Source organism: Pseudomonas sp. FBCC-B1565, assembly GCF_059133265.1.
This window is the reverse complement of sequence record NZ_CP101438.1, coordinates 3,505,706-3,521,752: the sequence shown is the minus strand read 5'-3', so window position 1 is coordinate 3,521,752 and position 16,047 is coordinate 3,505,706. Positions and strand designations below refer to the sequence as shown.

Annotated in this window: 15 protein-coding genes; 11 read left to right on the top strand and 4 right to left on the bottom strand. The window is 60.6% G+C overall.

The window, feature by feature from the left end; genetic code table 11:
• Positions 1-59: 59 nt before the first annotated feature.
• The 3 genes from NL123_RS16505 to ahpF all read left to right on the top strand — a co-directional run bounded on the left by NL123_RS16505 (position 60) and on the right by ahpF (position 3,393).
• A complete protein-coding gene (locus tag NL123_RS16505; RefSeq protein ID WP_494355804.1) occupies positions 60-992 on the top strand; it encodes a site-specific integrase in 933 nt (310 codons plus the stop codon).
• A 144-nt stretch (positions 993-1,136) separates the two neighbouring features.
• Positions 1,137-1,700 (top strand): alkyl hydroperoxide reductase subunit C, encoded by a 564-nt coding sequence (ahpC, locus tag NL123_RS16500; protein WP_010210361.1) that lies wholly within the window; start codon positions 1,137-1,139, stop codon positions 1,698-1,700.
• 127 nt (positions 1,701-1,827) lie between these two features.
• Positions 1,828-3,393 carry an alkyl hydroperoxide reductase subunit F gene (ahpF, locus tag NL123_RS16495; protein WP_494355803.1) on the top strand — a complete coding sequence of 522 codons (1,566 nt, stop codon included), beginning with the start codon at positions 1,828-1,830 and terminating at the stop codon, positions 3,391-3,393.
• A gap of 50 nt (positions 3,394-3,443) precedes the next feature.
• Here the strand turns inward: ahpF and gloA are convergent, their stop codons facing one another.
• Positions 3,444-3,965: a lactoylglutathione lyase gene (gene gloA / locus NL123_RS16490; RefSeq protein WP_012724171.1), complete on the bottom strand. Its 522-nt coding sequence runs from the start codon at positions 3,963-3,965 to the stop codon at positions 3,444-3,446.
• Between the two features lie 195 nt (positions 3,966-4,160).
• Between gloA and NL123_RS16485 the strand changes: the two genes are divergently transcribed.
• Positions 4,161-4,697, top strand: coding sequence for a DUF4946 domain-containing protein (locus NL123_RS16485; RefSeq protein ID WP_248481449.1), 537 nt, complete (start codon positions 4,161-4,163; stop codon positions 4,695-4,697).
• Positions 4,698-4,809: 112 nt separating this feature from the next.
• On the opposite strand, the gene NL123_RS16480 is transcribed toward NL123_RS16485, so the two are convergent.
• Together NL123_RS16480 and NL123_RS16475 are read right to left on the bottom strand one after the other, a co-directional pair.
• Positions 4,810-5,172 carry a histone-like nucleoid-structuring protein, MvaT/MvaU family gene (locus NL123_RS16480; RefSeq protein ID WP_248481451.1) on the bottom strand — a complete coding sequence of 121 codons (363 nt, stop codon included), beginning with the start codon at positions 5,170-5,172 and terminating at the stop codon, positions 4,810-4,812.
• 198 nt (positions 5,173-5,370) lie between these two features.
• On the bottom strand, positions 5,371-6,912 hold the full coding sequence (locus tag NL123_RS16475; RefSeq protein WP_248481454.1) for an EAL domain-containing protein: 1,542 nt from the start codon (positions 6,910-6,912) through the stop codon (positions 5,371-5,373).
• 175 nt (positions 6,913-7,087) lie between these two features.
• Here NL123_RS16475 and NL123_RS16470 point away from each other — a divergent pair, with 175 nt between their 5' ends.
• From NL123_RS16470 to NL123_RS16450, 5 genes are read left to right on the top strand one after another with little or no spacing between them, the layout of a single operon-like run.
• Positions 7,088-7,645: a fimbrial protein gene (locus NL123_RS16470; RefSeq protein ID WP_248481456.1), complete on the top strand. Its 558-nt coding sequence runs from the start codon at positions 7,088-7,090 to the stop codon at positions 7,643-7,645.
• Between the two features lie 27 nt (positions 7,646-7,672).
• Complete coding sequence (locus NL123_RS16465) at positions 7,673-8,455, top strand: fimbrial biogenesis chaperone (RefSeq protein WP_494355802.1); 783 nt, start codon at positions 7,673-7,675, stop codon at positions 8,453-8,455.
• Between the two features lie 2 nt (positions 8,456-8,457).
• On the top strand, positions 8,458-11,031 hold the full coding sequence (locus NL123_RS16460; RefSeq protein ID WP_248481460.1) for a fimbria/pilus outer membrane usher protein: 2,574 nt from the start codon (positions 8,458-8,460) through the stop codon (positions 11,029-11,031).
• Positions 11,028-12,056 (top strand): fimbrial protein, encoded by a 1,029-nt coding sequence (locus NL123_RS16455; RefSeq protein ID WP_494355801.1) that lies wholly within the window; start codon positions 11,028-11,030, stop codon positions 12,054-12,056. Before NL123_RS16460 ends, NL123_RS16455 begins: the two co-directional genes overlap by 4 nt.
• Positions 12,053-12,790: a fimbrial biogenesis chaperone gene (locus NL123_RS16450; protein ID WP_248481464.1), complete on the top strand. Its 738-nt coding sequence runs from the start codon at positions 12,053-12,055 to the stop codon at positions 12,788-12,790. The genes NL123_RS16455 and NL123_RS16450 overlap by 4 nt, the downstream gene beginning before the upstream one ends.
• On the opposite strand, the gene NL123_RS16445 is transcribed toward NL123_RS16450, so the two are convergent.
• Positions 12,785-13,672 carry a LysR family transcriptional regulator gene (locus NL123_RS16445; protein WP_248481465.1) on the bottom strand — a complete coding sequence of 296 codons (888 nt, stop codon included), beginning with the start codon at positions 13,670-13,672 and terminating at the stop codon, positions 12,785-12,787. The two genes, NL123_RS16450 and NL123_RS16445, sit on opposite strands and share 6 nt — an antisense overlap.
• A gap of 78 nt (positions 13,673-13,750) precedes the next feature.
• Between NL123_RS16445 and NL123_RS16440 the strand changes: the two genes are divergently transcribed.
• Positions 13,751-14,674 carry a DMT family transporter gene (locus NL123_RS16440; RefSeq protein WP_248481466.1) on the top strand — a complete coding sequence of 308 codons (924 nt, stop codon included), beginning with the start codon at positions 13,751-13,753 and terminating at the stop codon, positions 14,672-14,674.
• Positions 14,675-14,920: 246 nt separating this feature from the next.
• Positions 14,921-15,997 (top strand): 4-hydroxyphenylpyruvate dioxygenase, encoded by a 1,077-nt coding sequence (gene hppD / locus NL123_RS16435; RefSeq protein WP_071495569.1) that lies wholly within the window; start codon positions 14,921-14,923, stop codon positions 15,995-15,997.
• The last annotated feature ends 50 nt before the right edge of the window (positions 15,998-16,047 follow it).

Genomic DNA, 16,047 nt, shown 5'->3' with positions numbered 1-16,047 from the left:
CCCGTGTCATTACCGTTTAATCCGCTAATGCGTCAGTCAACAGTACGAATAGGCCTCCCATGAGCGATCTGGATCGTTATCTCAACGCTGCCACCCGCGACAACACGCGGCGTAGCTATCGCGCAGCGATCGAGCATTTCGAAGTGAGCTGGGGCGGGTTCCTGCCGGCGACCAGCGACAGCGTGGCGCGGTATCTGGTCGCCCATGCCGGTGTGCTGGCGGTCAACACGCTGAAGTTGCGGCTCTCGGCACTGGCGCAATGGCATACGAGCCAGGGGTTTCCTGACCCAACCAAGGCGTCCGTGGTGCGCAAGGTGCTCAAGGGCATTCGTGCAGTGCACCCGGCGCGGGAGAAGCAAGCCGAACCGTTGCAGCTCAAGCATCTGGAGCTAGTGGTTGCTTCTCTTGACGCTGAAGCGATAGAAGCGGCGCAAACACAGAACCAGCCCCGATTGCTGCGTGCCAAGCGTGATACCGCATTGATCCTGCTGGGATTCTGGCGTGGCTTTCGCAGCGACGAGTTGTGTCGTCTCTCTATCGAGCATGTGCAAGCGATGCCCGGTGCAGGGATCAGCCTGTACCTACCCCGCAGCAAAAGCGACCGCGACAATCTCGGCAAGACCTATCACACCCCGGCACTGTTGCGCCTGTGCCCGGTGCAGGCCTATAGCGAGTGGCTCAGTGCCTCGGCTTTGGTACGTGGCCCGGTGTTTCGCGGGATTGATCGCTGGGGCAACCTGGGGGAGGAGGGCTTGCACCCCAACAGTGTGATCCCGCTGCTGCGCCAGGCGCTGGAGCGTGCCGGCATTCCCGCCGAGCACTACACCAGCCACTCGCTGCGCCGGGGCTTTGCCACCTGGGCTCATCGCAGCGGCTGGGATTTGAAGTCGTTGATGAGTTACGTCGGCTGGAGCGACATGAAATCCGCCATGCGCTATGTTGAAGCGACGCCCTTTCTCGGCATGAGCCTGGCGAGCCAGCCGCTGCTTTGAGATTTCTTCTATTAATACAGTCACCTGATAGGGAAAACCAATCGTCAGCATCAGGTTTGCCAATGAGCCATCGGCGTAGAGAGTGGGTAGGATTCACCTCATCAACTTACTAAGCCCTTCTACAAACCTGACGGAGAGTCAACGATGCCTATCATCAACAGCCAAGTAAAACCGTTCAAAGCTACCGCCTACAAAAACGGCAACTTCGTAGATGTGTCCGACGCTGACCTGAAAGGCAAGTGGTCTGTTGTGTTCTTCTACCCAGCCGACTTCACCTTCGTTTGCCCAACCGAGCTGGAAGACCTGGCTGACAACTACGCCGAATTCCAGAAACTGGGCGTCGAAATCTACAGCGTTTCCACCGACACCCACTTTGCCCATGCGGCCTGGCACAACACTTCGCCAGCCATTGGCAAGATCCAGTACACCATGATCGGCGACCCAACCCTGACCATCTCCCGCAACTTCGACGTACTGATCGAAGAAGCTGGCCTGGCAGACCGCGGTACGTTCGTGATCAACCCGGAAGGTCAGATCAAGATCGTTGAACTGAACGACGGTGGCGTTGGCCGTGATGCTTCCGAGCTGCTGCGCAAAATCAAGGCCGCTCAGTACGTTGCTGCCCACCCAGGCGAAGTGTGCCCAGCCAAGTGGAAAGAAGGCGAGGCCACCCTGGCTCCGTCCCTGGACCTGGTCGGCAAGATCTAAGTCTGTGAAGTCTCAAGGGCGGGAATCCGCACTTAAGTAAGCTGCATCCGCCCTCAAAACGCCCGGGCGAGGTTCGCTCGGGCGTTTTTTTGTCTGCAATAAACCGAATGAACAGGAAATCGCCCGTATGTTGGACGCCAATCTTAAAGCTCAGTTGAAGTCATACCTGGAACGGGTCACCCAGCCGATCGAGATCGTCGCCTCCCTCGACGACGGCGCGAAATCCCAGGAAATGCTTGCCCTTTTGCAGGACGTGGTCAGCCTTACGACGCTGATTACCCTGAAGACTGATGGCAACGATGCGCGCAAGCCTTCGTTCTCCATCAACCGCCCGGGTGCCGATATCAGCCTGCGTTTCGCCGGCATCCCCATGGGCCATGAATTCACTTCGCTGGTGCTGGCCCTGCTGCAAGTGGGTGGCCACCCGTCGAAGGCCAGTGTCGAAGTGATTGAACAGATCCGCGCCCTCAAAGGCGAGTTCAGCTTCGAGACTTACTTCTCGCTGTCCTGCCAGAACTGCCCGGATGTGGTCCAGGCGTTGAATCTGATGGCCGTGCTCAACCCGAACATCCGCCACGTCGCCATCGACGGTGCACTGTTTCAGGCTGAGGTTGACGAGCGCCAGGTTATGGCGGTGCCCAGCGTGTACCTCAATGGTGTGAACTTCGGTCAGGGCCGCATGGGCCTGGAAGAGATTCTTGCCAAGCTCGACACCAGCGGCATCGAAAAAGCCGCCGAGAAAATCAGCGCCAAAGACGCCTTCGATGTGCTCGTCGTCGGCGGCGGCCCAGCCGGTTCGTCGGCTGCGATCTACGCGGCACGCAAAGGTATTCGCACCGGCGTCGCCGCCGAGCGTTTCGGCGGGCAAGTGCTGGACACCATGTCCATCGAGAACTTTATCTCGGTACAGGAAACCGAGGGGCCGAAACTGGCCAGCGCCCTGGAAGCTCACGTGCGTCAGTACGATGTGGACATCATGAACCTGCAGCGCGCCAGTGCCTTGATCCCGGCGAAAAACGCCGGTGACCTGCACGAAATTCGCTTCGAAAGCGGTGCGACCCTCAAGTCCAAGACCGTGATCCTGGCGACCGGCGCTCGCTGGAGAGAAATGGGTGTGCCGGGCGAGCAGGAATACAAGGCCAAGGGCGTGTGCTTCTGCCCGCACTGTGACGGTCCGTTGTTCAAGGGCAAGCGTGTGGCGGTGATCGGCGGGGGTAACTCCGGCGTGGAAGCCGCGATCGACCTGGCTGGTATCGTCAGCCACGTAACTTTGCTCGAGTTCGACAGCAAGTTGCGCGCCGACGCTGTGTTGCAGCGCAAGCTCTACAGCCTGCCGAACGTCGACGTGATCACCAGCGCGCTGACCAGCGAAGTCAAAGGCGATGGCCAGAAAGTCACCGGCCTGGCGTACAAGGACCGCGACAGCGGCGAGTTCAAGACCATCGACCTGGAAGGGATCTTTGTCCAGATCGGCTTGTTGCCCAACACCGACTGGCTCAAAGGCACCGTGGAACTGACGCCGCGTGGCGAGATCATCGTCGATGCGCGTGGCGAGACGTCACTGCCGGGTGTATTTGCTGCCGGTGACGTCACGACTGTGCCCTACAAGCAGATCGTGATTGCGGTGGGCGAGGGTGCCAAGGCCACCCTGAGTGCGTTCGATCACCTGATCCGAACTTCTGCCCCGGCGTAAGGACGGCCGCGCAAATGAAAAACCCCATGAGTGATCATGGGGTTTTTTCGTTACAGCGGCGCGGGCTGGATAATTTCGACCCAGTACGCATCCGGGTCCTTGATGAACGCCAGGCTCTTCATGCGGCCATCGCTCAGGCGCTTCTGGAAATCGCAGCCCAGGGCTTCGAAGCGCTCGCAGGCGGCGACGATATCCGGCACCGAGATGCAGATATGGCCGAAACCACGCGGATCGGTATTGCCGTTGTGATAGGCGAAGTCGGCGTCGTTTTCGGTGCCGTGGTTGTGGGTCAGTTCCAGGATGCCTGGAATCGACTTCATCCACTGGGTGCGCTCGGCAGCATCGGCCGGGATCTGGGATTTATCGACCAGGGCGAGGAAGTACAGGCTGAACTCGGCTTCCGGGAAGTCGCGTTTTTCAACCAGGGAAAAGCCCAGGACGCGAGTGTAGAAGTCCAGCGACTTGGTAATGTCCTTGACCCGCAGCATGGTGTGGTTGAACACGAAGTTGGCGGTGGCGGTATCAGGTTGGGCAGTGACGCCCGGGAAGGTGTTCAGTTCGTGCAGGCTCATGGGCCCTCCAGAAAAAATGGGGCAAACGCGGCTCTGAAATGTGAGCGGTTCCTTGGCTTGCGGCTGGCATCCGTGCAGCCGGGCCATGATACGCAAGGCTCGGCCCGGTCGCCATATGAAAAAGCCACGCAGGCCTTGCGGCCTGTGGGTGCCGGGGCTCAAACTTTGGTCCTTGGACCTTGGGTGTTTTTCGTAATGACCGAATTTCGTAAACCGTTGTTGAGCATGCTGTGCTTGTGGTTGGGCAGTTCCTGCGTAGTAGCCGCTGAGCCCGAAATTCATTGGCCTAGCGGGTGGCAGGTTGAAGAAGTGATGGCGGATGACCAGGCGCCTGCAAAGCCCCAGGCAGTGTCGCGGCAGCGGGCAATCAAGAATGATGAAAACGGTACGACCCTGATGGTCATGGAGTTGACCGGGACGCCGATTGAAGTTGGTCATAAGGTTAATCTTCAAGGCGTACTGCTGGAGATGCGCAAATCCATCCAGAAGGATTTCGCCCAGGGTGGTTATCAAAGCGTGTGCAGCAAGATGCACCCTACAACATTGAGCCGTCTTGACGCGTTGGAAACTACTTGCGTGATAACCGAGAACGGGCGGCACGTGCTCTCGCAAACATTGGTGGGCGCGGTTGATACCGATAAGGCGTATGTTTTTTCATACGCAGGTCAGGCCGAGGCGTACGAAGCAAGCAAGGAAGAAGTCAGTTCGGTGCGCGACAGCCTGAAACTTTAAGTGCGTGAGGCCTGTCGATTTTGAACAAAGTGAAATGTTATTTAAGTTCGATTTCGAACCGATAAAATAAAAAAGCCCCGCATCAGCGGGGCTCTTTATAAGTGCAGTACGATCAGCCGCGAAGCCAGGAATCTACAGTGGCAGCGCCGTACTGTTCTTTCCAGGCCTTGAGGCCACGGTGGTTACCGCCTTTGGTTTCGATCAGTTCACCGGTGTGCGGGTTCTGGTAAACCTTGACCACACGCGCACGGCGCTGTTTAGGTGCGGCGGCAACAGCGCTGGACTTGCCCAGGTTTGGATCAAGGATGGAAATGATGTCGCGCAGGCCTTTGCCATAGCTCTTCATCAGGGCTTGAAGCTTTTCTTCGAATTCGATTTCTTTCTTCAGGCCAGCATCGTTCTTCAGGGATTCCAGCTGGGCAAGCTGCTCTTGAAGGGCTTTTTCTGCTGCGCGAAATTCGGCGAGTCTGGACAAAATCTGTACTCCAATAGTGTAGTTGGCTGATATCAACTGCAGACAAAGCTATAAGCCAAGCGCTTTAAGGCGACCCAGGAAAGAAGTCATCCCGCGAGTTCTGCACAGGCAGGAAAAATTGTAGTAGTTAATGCGTCACGAGTAAATCATGTCTTTTCTATAGACCCAACTATTTCAGTGCAGGTAGTGCATGGCTATTCAATGACGCGCCAGCGATTTAATAAATTCATCACAGGGTAAAGGTTTTCCAAACAGGTAACCTTGCAGGAAGTCCACCCCTTGAGCGGCCAGATATTCACACTGTTCGCGCGTTTCCACACCTTCTGCAACGATGCCCAAGTCGAGCTTGCCCGACAGCGCTATGATGCTGTCCAGAATATGCCCCGATAGTGCATCTGCACCGATCATGGCGACAAAACTCTGGTCGATCTTCAAGTAGTCCACATTGAAGTTGCGTAAATACCCGAGGCTGGAATGACCGGTGCCGAAATCATCAATGGCAATCATCACTCCCAATTGATGCAACGCGTCGAACAAGCGGCGGGCAATGTCGGTGGGTTCGATCAGCTCGCGCTCGGTCAACTCCAGCACCAGGGTCACCTGGCCCACGGGAAAGGCGGCGAGAAACTCGCGGCAGTCCTCCACCAGTGCCAGGTCCTGGCAGTGGCGTGCGGTGATATTCACACCAATATGGAATCCGGGGCTGAAACGCGTGGCATGAGGCGCCAGTTGCGCGGCGGTCTGGCGCAGGAGGGCACGAGTCATCGGCACGATCAGGCCCGAATGCTCGGCGAGGGGGATAAACAGATCGGGTCGCACCAGCCCTTCCTTGGGGTGTTGCCAACGCATCAGTACTTCGCAGCCTGCCCATTCACGGGTATCGCCGCGCACCACGGGCTGGAAGTACGGAATGAATTCGTTGGCGCCCAAGGCCCGTCGCAGTTCATGGGTAGGGGCCGAAGAACGCTTTTGCAGCCAATGCGCAAGCACTCCCGCCGCCACGCCAAAAAACACCAGCAGGCTGAACAATGCCGGGTATCGTGCCTGCATGTAGCGCCAGACTTCGCCAGCCGGCATGCCCGCGTCGACGCTGTAGTGATAACGCGCGGATACAAGATGATGGTGGGCCACGGCAAATACCGGAACCGCTGTGTCATGCACTTTTCCATCGGCCCCCAGCCAATGGGTCCCCACTTGCAGCACCAGGTCGGCGTAGGGGCTGATCAGCCGCAGGGCGTTGGTCAGGTGGTAGCCGTCGATCGACGCAAAAGCGGCCTTGTCGCCCTCGACCAGCCGGTACACCAGCAGAGCGGTATCCGGCGTCACCGGGTTGCCATTCATTAGCCATAACTTGCCGTCCACGTAATCATCCGGGTTGACCGGTGACGCGTATTGGTCGCCAAACAGCGAGCTGCAATAGATGTTTCTCTGCCAGGACAAGGTGGTTGCCCGCACGAACGGGCGGCGTGTGACCTGTTCACGCAAGGCCAGCTGTGCGGCGTTATCACACGGCTGTCCTGCCAACGGCAGCAATGCCTGGGCGGCGAGCGCGGTGTTATCGAGCATCAAGTCGAATTGGCGTACGGCTTCCTGTGCGGTCTGGGCGGTGCTTTGTTCAAGGGTACGTTCGGCTTGCCAATGGAGGATCACCACGCCCAATGCCAGCGGCACCATGGCGCAGAACACGCTGATCAGGTTGCGGGTGGCACGGCTGCGCGGGCCTTTGACGGTCAAGGGCATGGGATGTAAGCCTGTTACGAGAGATGAGAGAGGCGCCGGCACGGCAGGTCGGACTTGTCTCGATGATAGTTGCAGTCGCCGCAATAAGCTCGGGATACCTAGCCGTTCGGTCAGTAGGCAGCCTTGCGCACGTTACTTATGATCAAAACGTCGGTTTTTCTAAGGTGGACGCATCATGAAAAGCAAAAGGCGGACAGCGGCGTTTCTCACATTCATGGGTATCATCGTCGGGCCTGCCATGGCAGCAGACGGCATCATCACCCTCAGTGGAGATATTGTTGGCAGCACGTGCCCGATTACCGGGGGGACCGGATCAGGGCCGGGCACCGGGGCGAGCTTTCCGGTAGCGCTGGACAAAGTGCAGGCCTCCGCGTTGAAGGCGGTCGGTGATACGGCCGGCAGCAAGCCCTTTTTCATCTACGTGGGCGGTACGGCATCCCCTTGTGCGGCGTCTTCGGTGGCGGTGTTGTTCGAGAGCACCAGCCCCGGGGTCAACCCGCTGACGGGGAATCTGCTCAACACGGCCGCCTCCGGCGCGGCGAATGTGGAGGTGCAAATCATCGATGGGGCCGTGAACCGGCCCATCGACCTGCGGCTGGGGACGACATCCACCCCCGCAATTCCGGACGATGGCATTGCAACGTTGCCATTTGCGGCGCGGTACATCGCTACTGGCGCGGCCGGTAATGGGCCAGTCCAGGCGGCGGTGCAGTACTCCGTGACCTTTCCCTGAGCGAGCCGGGAACAGGAGTGCGCAGCCATGGGGTGTTTGACAAAGGCCCGGCGCTGCCTGGGATTTCTGCTGGCCGCACTGTTGCCCGGCGCACCGGTGACGGTCGATGCCGGCGTGATTATCAACGGAACGCGCCATATCTACCCTGAGCGCCAGGCTGAGATCACCATCCAATTGACCAATGAAGACGCCGCAGCACCGCGCCTGGTCCAAGCGTGGGTCGAACCCGGTGATCGGCGGGTCGGTCCGGAAGACAGCAACGTGCCGTTCAGCCTTTCGCCGCCGGTGTTCCGTATCGACGCGGGCAAGGGCCACGCCATGCGCCTGGTGTATTCCCGAGAGCTATTGCCCAAAGACCGCGAAACACTGTTCTGGCTCAATGTGCTGGAGGTACCGCCAAGGTTTCACTCATCGGCTCCGCTGGACGACGAGCAAGGCAATCAACTGCGGTTTGCGTTCCGCATCCGCACCAAAGTGTTCTTCCGTCCTGACCAGCTGCCGGGAAAGCCCGATGACGCTCCGGGGCAATTACGTTGGTCGCTCTACAAGACGGCGACGGGACAGGGGCTGGAGGTGCATAACCCGTCGGCCTTTCATGTCACGTTCCAAGAGGTTGCGCTGGCCTTGGGGCCACGGGCCGATGCTCGCCTCTTGCGCAGCGACACCGGGATGGTTGCGCCGGGCGATACCTTGCGCCTGGCGGTCCACGAAGCCGCCCCGCACATTCCGGCCGATGCCCAGGTGCATTTCCAGTACATCAACGACTATGGCGCGTTCTCACCGCCGCAGCGTGCTGCGCTGAGGCTTTGACCGTGAACAGGCAGTCGATGCTTGCCGGGCTGATCAGTGCAGCATTGACGTCGATTGAACATGCGACAGCCGCGGAGCCGGTGTTTGACCTGCAAGCCTTTTCCAGCGAGGGCGCGGCCGTCGATGTGTCTCGGTTCAGTCGCTACGACCTGATGAGCCCTGGCACTCATCTTATGGAGATCATTGTCAACGGCCAGCCCATGGGCCGCCGTGAAGTAACGTTCATGACCACTGACGCACAAGCCGATGCTGTGCCCTGTGTCGACCATGACTTGCTGCTGCAACTTGGTGTCGCACCGGAGCGCATCGGCACGCTGCGCACGGCTTCCGAGTGTCCCGCGCTGGCGGATTGGCTGCCTGCGGCGACAAGCCGTGTAGACGCCGCCGCGCTGGAGTGGACGGTGAGCCTGCCCCAGGTGTACGTCAGACAACTCCCCCGTGGCTTTATCGACCCGTCTTACTGGGATGAAGGCATCAACGCCGGCCTGCTCAATTACACCTTCAGCACTACCCGCATGATGGCGGGCGCGGGCACCGACCGTGCTTATCTGGGCCTGAATGCGGGCCTCAACCTCGGCCGCTGGCGCCTGCGGCACCAAGGCGCGCAGACCTGGGATTCGGCGACCGGCCAGCCGCCCTATCAAAACACCTCGACCTTTGCGCAACGCAGCCTCCCGGTATGGCAGGCGCAGTTGCGAGTCGGCGACAGTTTCAGCAGCGGGCAGATCCTGGAAGGCGTACGCGTACGGGGCGTGACCCTGGCCAGCGATGAGCGGATGCTGGCCCCGTCCCGTCAAGGTTATGCGCCCCTGGTGCGTGGCGTGGCAGAAGGCAATGCCACCGTTACCATTCGCCAGAATGGCTACACGCTCTACGAGACGACGGTGGCGCCAGGTCCGTTCGAGATCAATGACCTGCCAGCCACCGGGTATGGCGGTGACTTGACCGTCAGCGTGACCGAGGTGGATGGGCGGCGGAACACGTTCACGGTGCCGTACTCCGCAACACCGCTGTTATTGCGCAGCGGGGCTCGCCACTATCAGGTGAGCCTGGGCCAGGTGAACCAGCTCGGCGTGTCCGCAGGCATGCCAGCGATGGTGCAGGGCACGCTTGCCCACGGTGTGGCGGACGGGTTGACGGTGTACGGTGGCGGCACCGGCACCCAGGGCTATCACCAGGGCAAATTGGGCGTCGCGGCAAGCACTGCGTTGGGCGTATGGTCCCTGGATGCCACCGGCTCCCGCACACGGCTGGACGGGCAGGGCAACCGCTCGGGGCACAGCCTGGGCCTGGGTTATTACAAAAGCGTGCCGACCTCCGGTACTCACTTCGCACTGGGCATGTACCGTTACTCCACGCCGGGGTATTTCAGTTTGTACGATGCCTTGAGCGCACAGGAAGGCCTGAGAAAAGGCTATGGCGCGGAGCGATTGGCCAGGCAGAAAAGCCGCATCGATCTGAATGTCAGCCAGCAATTGGGCGGCGGAACGTTAACTCTGTCCGGCAGTTCCACCGCCTATTGGCGGCGGCAGCAGGGGCGCCAGACCACCTTTTCAGTGAGCTACGGGGCTACCTGGAAACGCCTGGGCTGGAATGTCTCGATGCAGCGTTCACGTGTCGAAGACACTCGCCTGCGCGACGAGCAGCGACGCAGCCCGAGGGAACACAGCGACGCGCTCTTCTTTGGTGATGTTGGCCAGCGCGGGCGGCTGGATAACCGCATCACCCTGACCTTGTCGATGCCGGTGGGTGCGGGACTGCGCGCCCCCACATTGACCAGCACCCAGCATTGGGACCGTGGCGACCGGCGCGGTAGCCAACAGCAACTGGGTCTCAATGGTCTGCTGGGGGAGGATGCCAGCGCTCATTATGGCGTTTGGGCCAACCGTAGCGCAGCAGCAGGTTCACGGGCCAGCGCAGTGAATGCTTACACCGGCTATCGCGGTGAGGCAGTGGCGATGCGCCTGGGTTATGGCCAATCCAACCAGGGTGCGCAACTGGCATTCAGCGCAGATGGCGCGCTGGTCGCTCATTCCGACGGATTGATCCTGTCCCAGAGCCTGGGCGAATCCGCCGCCCTGGTACACGCCCCAAACGCGCAGGGGGCAGCACTCAACAACGGCCACGCGCGTATCGGCGCGGGTGGTTATGCGGTGGCGCCCAACCTGCAAGCATTCCGGCGCAATGTGGTGACGCTTGATCCCAATGGCATGCCCGTGGACGTCGAGCTGCTGGAGTCCAGCCAAAGTGTCGTGCCCACCCTGGGCGCATTGACGCTGTTGCGCTTCAAGGTCGCCAGCGGTCGCGCCGTGATCGTCAAGGCGCGCCGGGACAACGGCAAGCCCTTGCCGTTTGCCGCGCAGGTGTTCGATGAACAAGGGCGCGAAGTCGGGGTAGTGGGGCAGGCGAGCAAGGCATTTGTCAGGGGTATCAGCGACAGCGGCCGGCTGACTGTGCGTTGGAGCGCTGCGGCGGATGGACGTTGCGTCATTGTCTACCAATTGCCGTCCAGACCTTCCGCCGAGCGCCAGCGCAGCGCGCAGGTGTGGGAAGGTCGATGCGTGGCCATCCCATGAAGCGCCTTGCCGCCTGTGTCCTGGCGCTGCTGTTGACGGCACTGACATTACCCGTGGCCCGGGCGGGTGGCGACTGCGATGCCGCCGCCCCGACACTGATCAACGTGCCCGCCATCGACCCGCTGCCCGTTAACCCCAGTCCAGGGCAAGTATTGGGCAACCCGGATGGCTATACGTTCGACGTCCCCAACGCGATGGTTTGCCGATATGACGATGTATTCAGTGAGTATTGGAGCTACATATCCCTGAGCAGTGACCTGAGCTTCACAGGGAGCTTTTATTTTCATTATGGGGTGCGGATGCCGATTTACCGGACCGGCGTCGCGGGGGTCGGGATGGGTATGATTGCCGAAGATCGCGACAACAGGTCACCCCAGGCGGTCAGTACCGGTATCAACGTTTTGCATCCACCCATATACCCGGGGATACCGAGCTGGGGCTTGCGGGGGCGGTTGTTTTTCTTTGTCACCGGTCCTATCCAGGGCGGCCTTATTGCCTCCCGCCCGATCGCCCGCTTCGCCGTGCGCTCGGCGACGGGCGAGCACATGATCACCCTGGGCAGCACGTTGATCGGGCCGCCGCGCAAACCGACGTGTTCCGTCTCGACACCCAGCCTGGCAATGCGCCTGGGGACGGTGTCGGCGCGTGATTTCAGTGGCATCGGCAGCACCGCAGGGGCCGTCACCGAGACCATCGTGTTGCAATGTGCCGGCGGTACCGGTGCCAGCCTCGATGTGCTGGTGACCCTGACCGACCAGACCGCGCCAGCCAACCGTAGCAATCGCCTGTCTCTTACCAGCGATTCGAATGCTCGGGGCGTGGCCCTGCAGTTGCTGCACCAGGACCGGCTGCTGAGCTACGGCCCCGACTCCAGCGCAATCGGCACGCCCAACCAGTGGCTGGCGGGCACCACCGATAATGGCACCTTTACCATTCCACTCACGGCACGCTACGTGCAAACGGCCGCACGCATCCAGGCCGGAACGGCCAATGGGCAGGCGACGTTCACCCTGAGTTATCGATGAGTACGGGCTTGCTCTGCTGGAAGGCGGCGTGTTTCAGCATGTTGTGGGCTACCATCGCCAGTGGTGACGTGGTGTTGGACCGTACACGCATCATCTACCCCATGGGTAGCCGTGAAGTGAGCCTGCAACTGACCAATCAAGCCGACAGCCCGAGGCTGGTCCAGGCTTGGATCGATAAGGGTGACGCGCAGTTGCCACCGGAATACAGCGATGTGCCCTTCACCCTCACGCCGCCGATCAAACGCATTGACGCGGGCAAAGGTGCAGCGTTGCGTATTGTCTACCAGCCAAGCGAAGCTCCTGTGCCGGTTGCCGACCAGGAAGCGCTGTACTGGCTCAACGTGCTGAGTGTTCGACCCTCTGCCACCGACGCCACGGGCGGCAATACCTTGCAATGGGCGATTCGGACGCGGATCAAACTGTTCCTGCGACCGCTGGCGCTTGCCAACGGCGCAGCGGATGCCGCGAGCGGATTGGCCTGGCGCCTGGTCGGCGGGCAGCGAACCGTTGTGCAAGTGCGCAACCCCAGCGCGTTTCACGTGACGCTGGCGTCGGTGGTACTGGTTGTCGAAGGCGTCGAATACCCCCATCACAATCCACCCATGGTTGCCCCACGGTCCGCCACTCACCTGTCCTTCGACACGGTCCTGAAGGCGCCATCCGGTGCGGCCAGCCTGCGATTCAGTACCGTGGATGACAACGGCGCGCTGCGCCATCATCGCCAGTCGCTATAGCGGTGAGACATGCCCATAGTCCAGGCCCTGCGCCACGCGTATGAACGCCAGGGTCGCAGGGGACGCCTGGCGGCGATCCAGTACTGCCAGGCCGATCGAACGGGTAATGGCCGGTGCCAGTGGGCGCGCCACATAACGCGGATCTGGCGTAACCGGCAGGGAACCCTGGGCCACCACGCTGAGGCCATCGCCACGGCTTACCGCTTCCAGCGTGCTGAGCAGTTGCGCGCAACGATAACGCACCTTCGGCGTCAGCCGGGCGCTGGCGAACAGGCGTGAGACCAGCTCCGACGAGCCGGCCTCGGTCAGGATGAAGGTCGTCTCGCACAGGTCTTCAAGGCGCAGGGCAGGGTGTTCGGCCAGGGGATGGTTGGCCGGCAACAGCGCAACCATCTGATCGGTGAACAACGCGAAGGTGTCGAACCGCTCCTGCTCCAGCACCACGAAGCCCACGTCGATGCGCCGCTCATCCAGCCATTGGATGACCTGGCGGTCCGGGCCTTCATCGACATGCACCTCAATGTCAGGGTAGGCCTGGCGAAACGGTTGCAGGATCTGCGGCAACAGCCGATTGGACGACGTTGGCCCGAAGGAGCCGATACGCAGCGTGCCGCGCTTCAAGCCCCGGGCATCGGCGGCCTCCTGCTCCAGGGTGTTGGCCAGGCCGAGCATGGCGCGGGCGCGCAACAGCAATTGTTCGCCGATGTCGGTCAACGCCACATGGGCTTGATGCCGACGGAACAACTCCACCCCCAGTTCCTGCTCCAGACCCTTGATGGCATGGGACACCGCCGATTGGCTGATACCCAGGCGGTTGGCGGCATGGGTAAAGCCTTGCAGCTCAGCGACCAGGGAGAAAATTTCCAGTTGGGTCAGGGTCATGAGTGTTTACTCATTTTACGATGATCAGGTATTGGGCAAACACTAGGCTAACCCGTCCAACGCCAGAGCAATACCCCGATGAAACCTTCAACCGATTGTTTGACCTACCTGAAGCTCGCTGCCGTCTCCATGATCTGGGGCGGCACCTTCGTCGCCGGGCGTTCTTTGTCCGGTGCCGTCGACCCGCTGCTGGCGGCCAGCCTGCGTTTTGTGCTGGCCAGCGTCGCGCTGTTGCTGTTCATGGCGTTCGCGCGCATTCCCCTGGCCCGTCCAAACCTGCCGCAGTTGGGGCGACTGGCATTGCTGGGATTCTTCGGCATCTTTTTCTACAACCTGTGCTTTTTCTATGGCTTGCAGTACATCGGCGCGTCGCGGGCGTCGCTGATCGTCGCCTTGAACCCAGCGGTGATTGGCCTGGCATCCTGCCTGTTATTCAAGGAGCGCCTGGGGCCTGGCAAGGCGCTGGGAATCGCGTTGTGCCTGGCGGGCGCGGCGGTTGTCATTGTCAACCGCGACCCACTGGGGCTGCAGGGCGCGACCGACGCCTGGCGCGGCGATCTGTTGATCGCCGGCTGTGTGGCGGGGTGGGGCATCTATTCATTGGGCTCACGCACGCTGAACCAGAGCCTGGGCCCCTTGCAGACCGTCACCTGGTCGGTGTGGCTGGGAACGCTGATGCTCGCGGCCACCACGTTGCTGAGCGGACGGCTGACGCTGGATGCGCTCACTGCTATCCACCTGCCGCAGTTGTACAGCCTGCTTTACCTCGGTGTACTGGGCTCGGCCCTGGCGTATATCGGCTATTACGATGGCATCCGGCGTATTGGCGCGACCCGCAGTGGTGTATTCATCGCGCTCAATCCGCTGACGGCGGTGATCTGCGGCGCCTTGCTGCTGGACGAGCCTTTCACCCAGCCGATGCTGCTGGGCGGGGCCGTGATCCTGGCGGGCATCTACCTGTGCAATAAACCCCTTGCACGGGTACGGGTAATGGGGATTTGATAAGAGTACGGACAAACGTGGTTACGCTGTGTAGAATCGATTTACGCATACAAGAATATGGACTTGCGCTCACGCAAGCCTAAGCCGTCAGAGACCGATGACACCATGAAGCTACTCGGCTCCCCCCTCATCTTTGGTGACTTCCTCGCCCGCAGTGTGCGAGGCCTTTCCTGTGCGCCGCCCGTGCTCCTCATCCTTGCTGGCAATTGAAACCTTCAAAACACAAGAATGATGAGGCGCCAAATCATGGCAGATCTATACGAAAACCCAATGGGCCTGATGGGCTTTGAATTCATCGAATTCGCGTCGCCGACGCCGGGTACCCTGGAGCCGATCTTCGAGATCATGGGCTTCACCAAGGTTGCGACCCACCGTTCCAAGAACGTGCACCTGTACCGCCAGGGCGAGATCAACCTGATCCTCAACAACGAACCCAACAGCATTGCCTCCTACTTCGCGGCCGAACATGGTCCGTCGGTGTGCGGCATGGCGTTCCGCGTCAAGGACTCGCAAAAAGCCTACAACCGCGCCCTGGAACTGGGCGCCCAGCCGATCCATATCGAAACCGGCCCGATGGAACTGAACCTGCCAGCCATCAAGGGCATCGGCGGCGCGCCGCTGTACCTGATCGACCGTTTCGGCGAAGGCAGTTCGATTTACGATATCGACTTCGTCTACCTCGACGGCGTGGAGCGCAACCCGGTGGGCGCCGGCCTGAAGGTCATCGACCACCTGACCCACAACGTCTATCGCGGTCGCATGGTCTATTGGGCCAACTTCTACGAGAAGCTGTTCAACTTCCGTGAAGCGCGTTACTTCGATATCAAGGGCGAGTACACCGGCCTGACGTCCAAGGCCATGAGCGCGCCGGATGGCATGATCCGCATCCCGCTGAACGAAGAGTCGTCCAAGGGCGCCGGGCAGATCGAAGAGTTCCTGATGCAGTTCAACGGCGAGGGCATCCAGCACGTGGCGTTCCTCACCGACGACCTGGTCAAGACCTGGGACGCGCTGAAGAAGATTGGCATGCGCTTCATGACCGCGCCGCCGGACACCTACTACGAAATGCTCGAAGGCCGCTTGCCGAACCACGGCGAGCCGGTGGATCAGCTGCAGGCACGCGGCATTCTGCTGGACGGTTCCTCGGTTGAAGGCGACAAGCGCCTGCTGCTGCAGATCTTCTCGGAAACCTTGATGGGGCCGGTGTTCTTCGAATTCATCCAGCGCAAGGGCGATGATGGGTTTGGTGAGGGCAACTTCAAGGCGCTGTTCGAGTCGATCGAACGCGACCAGGTGCGTCGTGGTGTATTGACCACCGACTGACGCACACAAAAAAGCCCGGCCGAGGGTAACCTGGCCGGGCTTTTTGCTGC